This window comes from Streptomyces sp. NPDC050161, from assembly GCF_044460025.1.
Classification (GTDB): domain Bacteria; phylum Actinomycetota; class Actinomycetes; order Streptomycetales; family Streptomycetaceae; genus Streptomyces.
Genome location: NZ_JBITJM010000014.1, coordinates 206521 through 212810 on the forward strand (window position 1 = coordinate 206521; position 6290 = coordinate 212810).

General features: G+C 71.1%; 6 protein-coding genes. 5 read left to right on the top strand and 1 reads right to left on the bottom strand.

Going from position 1 to position 6290, the window contains the following annotated elements; all coding sequences use genetic code 11:
* Positions 1 to 46: 46 nt before the first annotated feature.
* From ACIBK8_RS23470 to ACIBK8_RS23485, 4 genes are all read left to right on the top strand, one after another.
* Complete coding sequence (locus tag ACIBK8_RS23470) at positions 47 to 364, top strand: hypothetical protein (RefSeq protein WP_399043750.1); 318 nt, start codon at positions 47 to 49, stop codon at positions 362 to 364.
* Complete coding sequence (locus tag ACIBK8_RS23475; protein WP_399043752.1) at positions 361 to 1101, top strand: SDR family NAD(P)-dependent oxidoreductase; 741 nt, start codon at positions 361 to 363, stop codon at positions 1099 to 1101. Before ACIBK8_RS23470 ends, ACIBK8_RS23475 begins: the two co-directional genes overlap by 4 nt.
* Positions 1102 to 1242: 141 nt before the next feature.
* Entirely contained in the window at positions 1243 to 2154 is a 912-nt protein-coding gene (locus ACIBK8_RS23480; RefSeq protein WP_399043754.1) for a LysR family transcriptional regulator, read from the top strand.
* 275 nt (positions 2155 to 2429) lie between these two features.
* A complete protein-coding gene (locus ACIBK8_RS23485) occupies positions 2430 to 3416 on the top strand; it encodes an NAD(P)H-dependent flavin oxidoreductase (RefSeq protein ID WP_399043755.1) in 987 nt (328 codons plus the stop codon).
* Between the two features lie 137 nt (positions 3417 to 3553).
* Here the strand turns inward: ACIBK8_RS23485 and ACIBK8_RS23490 are convergent, their stop codons facing one another.
* Positions 3554 to 5209 carry a hypothetical protein gene (locus ACIBK8_RS23490; protein WP_399043757.1) on the bottom strand — a complete coding sequence of 552 codons (1656 nt, stop codon included), beginning with the start codon at positions 5207 to 5209 and terminating at the stop codon, positions 3554 to 3556.
* 322 nt (positions 5210 to 5531) lie between these two features.
* Between ACIBK8_RS23490 and ACIBK8_RS23495 the strand changes: the two genes are divergently transcribed.
* Entirely contained in the window at positions 5532 to 6080 is a 549-nt protein-coding gene (locus ACIBK8_RS23495; protein ID WP_399043758.1) for a GNAT family N-acetyltransferase, read from the top strand.
* The last annotated feature ends 210 nt before the right edge of the window (positions 6081 to 6290 follow it).

Below are 6290 nucleotides of genomic sequence, written 5' to 3' on the forward strand. Positions count from 1 at the left end.
GAGAAGGTCTTGGACGCGGGCGGCGTATGCCGTCAAGGATGGACGCATGATCAACCACACCATGATTGTTTCCTTCGATCAGCCGCTGCCGGCCGCCGAGCTGGATCAATACCTCACAGACATCGAACGGGTCATGCTCGACTCCGATCTCGTACGGTCGGTCGCGGTACGGCGCCACCTCCCCGTCCCCGGCGAGGAGGCCGTTCCGGCGCTGATCGCGACCGCGATCGTGCAGGTCGCCGTGGCCGACACCGACGCGCTGGCGAAGGCGTTCGCCGCGCCCGGCATGCACGAGGTCATCGACCACTGGCAGTCGCGGCACCCGTACCGGGTCGCCTGGGCGAACCACGAGCCGCTGGCATGAGCGACGCTTCCCGAAAGGTCGGCCTGGTCACCGGCGCCGGCAGTGGGATCGGCCGCGCGGCGGCGCTGGAGTTCGCCCGGAGCGGCGCCGCGGTCGCCGTGCTCGACATCGACGAGGGCACGGCGGCCGAGACCACCGAAATGATCAGGAAGGACGGCGGGGAAGCACTGACCGTCGCCGTCGACATCGCCGACGAACGCTCCGTGCAGGCGGCCGTCGAGCGCACGGTCACCGCGTACGGCGGCCTCGATTTCGCCGTGAACAACGCCGGCCTGGCCTCGCACCACCGGCGGCTCGACGAGATGACCCTGGACGAGTTCGAGCGCGTCCTCCGCGCCAATCTGGCCGGGACCTTCCTGTGCATGAAGTACGAGCTGCCCTTGCTCCACGGCGGCGGCGCGATCGTCAACATCGCCTCCAACGGCGGCCTTTACGCGATCCCGCACGCCCCCGCCTATGTGGCGGCCAAGCACGGCGTCGTCGGGCTCACCAAGGCCGCCGCGGTGGACTACGCGCCGCAGAACATCCGGGTCAACGCCGTCTGCCCCGGCCCGACCCGCACCACCGGGTTCGAGAAGGTGGCGGCCGGCACCGACATGATCGCGCGGCAGGCGGCGATCACGCCGCTCGGCCGGCTGGCCGCACCGGAGGAGGCCGCGGCGGTCTGGCTCTGCTCGGACGCCGCGTGCTACGTCACCGGCATCGCGCTGTCGGTCGACGGCGGACGGCGGGCATGAGGGCCGTCACGGTCGAGGAGCACACGACCACCACCGAGGCGTTCCAGCGCTTTCGCGTACCGCCTGGACTTCGTGCCGCGGTTTTCGCGCCGTCGGCCGGAGGTAGGCTCCGGGCCACCCCGGACCCGTGTGGAGGCCGACGTGGAACTGTCCGACCTGCGAATCTTCCTGGCCGTCGCACGCACGCGAGGCATCACCAGAGCCGCTCAGGAACTGCACACCGTGCAGTCGAACGTCAGCGCCCGGATCCGCGCCCTGGAAAAGCAGCTCGGCGCACCGCTGTTCCGGCGGCACGCACGGGGCGTGGCCCTGACACACACCGGAGAGCGGCTGCTGCCGTACGCCGAGCGCATCAGCCGGCTCGTCGACGAGGCGCAGCACGTCATCGGAGACGAGACCGATCCGTGCGGACCACTGCGGATCGGCTCCTTGGAGACCACGGCCGGCCTGCGGCTGCCCGCGGTGCTGGCGGCCTTCGCCGAGGACTGCCCCCGCGTCGACTTCTCCCTGGTCACAGGCCCGACCGAGCAGCTGATCCGGGACGTCCTGGCGTACCGGCTCGACGGGGCGCTGGTCAGCGGCCCGGTGCGGCGGCCCGACGTGGTGGAGACCCCGCTGTTCGAGGAGCGCCTCGTCCTCGTCACGGCCCGCCGGGTCTCCGATCCTGACACCCTGCTGCACGACCCCAGGATCCTCGTCTTCCGCACCGGCTGTTCCTACCGCAAGCGTCTGGAGAGCATCCTGCACGCGCGAGGCGCAGGCAGCGTCCGCTGCATGGAATTCGGCACGCTGGAGGGCATCATCGGCTGTGTCGGGGCCGGAATGGGCATCAGCCTGTTGCCCGCCGCCGTGGTCGAGCGGCACGCCTCCCGCGAACAGGTACGGGTGCACGAACTGCCGGCGGACGAGGGACGCGCGGAGACCGTCTTCGTCCAGCGCGTCGACGCACCGCCGTCGCCCGCCGTGACCCGCTTCCTCACCCACGTGCGGGCGGTGGAGCAGGTACCGCCTGTCCTGCGGATGGTCGGCGCTCCCTCCACGGCGACCGGCTGAGCGCTCTGGTTCACCGGTCCGACGCTCCTCGGCCACCGGAAAGTTCTCCGTCGGCGATGGCTCCCATCACCACCAGTCGTTGGACCTGAAACCCCGGCGAATCTACTGTCCACCTAGGCCCTGTCGCCGAACTCCCCTCTGCCCTGCGGTGCTTGGGCGCCGCCCGGCCGTCTCTCCGGGCAGACAAGGGGAGTTCGACGACAGGACCTGACGCTGACGCTGCACCGCCGGCCGTGCCACCGGCGGGCGGATACCCGGACGAAGGGGACTGTGCCTTGCTGACCACGCGCCTCACCCACGCCTTGGGAATCGAGCACCCCGTCGTGCTCGCCCCCATGGACCTCGTCTCCGGAGCCCGGCTCGCCACCGCGGTGACCACCGCGGGCGGCCTCGGCATGATCGGCGGAGGCTACGGCGACGGAGAGTGGCTGGAGCGGGAGTTCGCCGCCGCGGCCGGCACCCGGGTGGGCTGCGGCTTCATCACCTGGAGCCTGGCCCGCCGCCCCGAACTGCTCGACATCGCCCTGGAGCACCGGCCCGCCGCGGTGATGCTGTCCTTCGGCGACCCGACGCCGTTCGCCGGCACGGTCCGCGCCGCAGCCGTACCGCTGCTGTGTCAGGTCCACACGCTCGACCAGGCCCGCCAGGCACTCGACGCCGGAGCGGACGCCGTCGTCGCCCAGGGCGGCGAGGCCGGCGGCCACGGAGTCGGGACGCGCTCGACGTTCACCCTCGTACCCGACATCGCGGACCTGATCGCCGACCGCTCCCCGCACACGCTCCTGCTGGGCGCCGGCGGGGTGGCGGACGGCCGCGGACTCGCCGCCGCACTCGCCCTCGGTGCGGACGGCGTCCTGGTCGGAACCCGCTTCTGGGCGACACAGGAAGCCGTGGTCTCCGCTCGCGCCCACACCCGTGCGGTGGCGGCCAGCGGCGACGACACCGTCCGGACCAGCGTCTACGACATCGTGCGGGAGTACGACTGGCCCGCCGAGTACAACGGCCGCCTGCTGCGCAACCGCTTCACCGACCGATGGCACGGGCGGGAACCGGAACTCCGCGCACACCTCGCCGAGGCCGCCGCCGAGTTCCACGCCGCCGTCTCACAGCGGGACTTCGACGTCGCGAACATGATCGTTGGCGAGAGCGTGAGCCTGGTCAGGGAGATCCTGCCCGCCGGGGAAGTGGTGCGGCAGATGACGCAGGATGCCGCCGCCCGCCTCGGCCGACGGAATCCGCAGATCCCCGCGGCCGGCAACTGAGCACGCGGTCAAGGAAACCGCCGCCGCTGCGCCCGAGCGGGCGGGCCCGGTCCTCGCCGCCGCCTGGGCACTGCTGCCGGGCGCCGCCGCCGACCGCTTCTACGGGGCTTACCAGCCGCCCGTGCCAGAGTCAGGGTTCAGCTTCGGGCACGTCGGCGGAGGGTGGCGAACAGGGTTGCGCCGATGGCCAGGGCGCCTGCCGCGGCTGCCGCGATCCAGGGGAGGGGGCCCGCGCCGGTGTCGGCCATGCTGCCGCCGGTCGAGCCGTCCGCCGGGTGCGCCCCTTGGCTGTCCGGGCCCGTGCTCGTCCCGGAGCCGCCGGTGGAGGCGCTGGGGGAGGGGGAGCCGGAGCCGCCGGGCGCTGTGCCCGTCCCGCCGCCCGGCTTGCCGTCGACGGTGACGGTGAGAGCTGCGGTGTTGTTGGTGCCGTCAGGGTCGCTGTCCGGGCGGGTGACCGTCACCTTGCCCGGGGCGAGGGCGCGCGGCTCGTCGATGCGCAGTTTGAAGGCGAAGGGGATGTAGTCGCCCGGTGAGAGGCGGTAATCGTCGCGGTCCTGGAAGCACAGGTAGTGGGGCACGCGGGGCTTTCCCCGGCCGGTTGCCGCGGTGCCCTGGCCGCGGCACGACTCGGGGACCTGCACGGCGGTCGTGCCCGGCGGGATCAGGACCTCGGTCTCGGCCACCGGGTCCTCACCGGGTTCACTGCCCAGCCAACTCTTGGAGCCGGCGGGCCCGTTGTTACGCAGCCCCACCTCCGCCGTCACGGTCTTCTTGCCGGTGCCGTCGACAACGGCCCCCACGGCCTGGAGGTCCATGGTGTTGTCCGCGGAGACGTGACCCTCGGCGGGCCCGAACTGCGGGGTGGCAGGGGCGTTCGGGTCGGTGCGAGGGGTGAGTTTCAGTTCGGGGCCGGTGCCGCGGTGCGCCGAGGTGAGGGAAAGGAAGTCGAGGTCCTTCGCCCGCTGCCCGATACTCACCTGCCACTCCTCGGCCAGCGCGGCGCCGCCGACCTTCAGCGCGCTCAGACCGAGGTCGTACGAGCGCCCGGGTTCCACCGGTACCTCGACGAAACAGCGGGCCGCCGGTTCTTCGTCCCAGAGCCCGTACTCGCAGTTGCTGAACTCCTGGGCGAACGACAGCCCCGGCGTGTTCCACATGGCGACGTGGATGCCGCGCAGCTCTTTGGCTCCGTCATGCGTGAGACCGACCGACGGCCGGACCAGCGAGCCCGGCTTCACCTTGTCCCCACCGGACGTTGTCTGACGGTCGATGACCAGCCCGGCATCCTGGACGGTCACCTTCAGGTCCATCTCGCCCAGCGTGACGCCGCCCGCCTCCCCGCGGACATGCAGCGCCCCCGAGGCACCGACCGCCGCGCCCTTGGCGGAGAGCGCTTTCAGGCCGTTCACGTCGAAGGTCTTGCCCGGCTTGAGCGGTCCTCCCGCCAACTTGGCGCCGTCGCAGACGAAGACGCGGCCCTCCTTTTGCCGGCAGCCCGGATCCTCCAGCGAGACGTCGGCTATGTCCTTGAGACCGGTGGCATCGAGCGTCACCGTGAACGACTTCACCTCTTCGGCGCCGGTGTTGCGCCCCCGCACGGTGGTCTTGGCCCGGGGGTCCTCGTAGGGGTAGGTCTCCAGCCCGTCGGGCGCCTGGTCGTAACTGAACTCCAGGACGGGGCCTGCCGCCGCGGCCCGCTCGGCGGTCGGCGCGACGGTGACCACGAGTCCCGCCACGAGAGCAAGGACGCCCATGCGGGCCGTGACGCGGAACAGGGGCAGAGGTGTTCGCACGGGTCTCCTCAGGACGGCGGCTGCGTCGGAAACGTCAGATACGGCAGATACGACAGGAACAGACCGCGAAGGCCGCCGAAAGGTTGTACGAACACGCATCGCGCATCACGAGATCCCCGCCGCACAACGGCCTGCCCAGGCTGTCCGAGGAACGGGAAGCGGCCGGTGGTGTGCGCCGTGATGCTGCCTCCGCCGTGGGGCGCGAGACGGCGGACACCACGGCCGGGGTATGAGAGGCCCTGGATGATGCTGGCGAGCCTTCGCCCGCCTCCCCTCCCGGATATCCTGCCTCGTCCTGAACAGGCCAGGGAGGTCTCCCACCATGAGCAGCACCACGTCGTCTTTTCCCGAGCGGATGGAGCTCTCGGGGGAGGGCCTCGTCCTCCGCGACTGGACGGAGGCGGACCTGACCGCGATGCCGGAGCTGTTCGACCACCCCGATATCGCGTACTGGACGCCGATCGTCTCGCCTTTTGACGGGGTGGCTGCCCGTGCGCGGTTGGACCGGGCCCGGCAGTTGCGGGCGGAGGGCACGGCCATTCTGCTGGCTATCACCGTTGATGGTGGTGCACCGCTGGGTGAGGTGATGTTGCGGCGTGCTCCTGAGGGCACGGAGCTCGGCTACGTGGTTGGCCCGGCGTATCGGGGGCGGGGGTTGGCGGTGCGGGCGGTGCGGGTGATGGCTGCGTATGCCTTTGAGCGGCTGGGCGCGGGCCAGGTGATCTTGGAGCTGGAGGCGGAGAATGCTGCCAGCGTCGCTGTGGCTACGGGGGCGGGTTTCCGGCTGCTTGATGTGCCGTTGGTGACTGGTGTGGAGAAGGGACGGTCCTTTGCCCTCCAGGTGTGGGGTGTGGACCGTCCCTGCTTCTGAGTTTGTGTCCCGGGTTCCGGGTGGGTTGCTCGTCTGGGTCTGTCGGCTGTCGGCTGTCGGCTGCGGGGTGGGGTGTGTGGGGGGGGGGGGTTAGGCGAGTGTGTGTATGACGTTGAGTGCTTTGTTGATGTCGTGGGGGGTGTTGATGATTCCGGCGGAGAAGCGTGTGTGGGGGGTGTGGTAGGGGGTGGTGCTGGCGATGACGTGGTG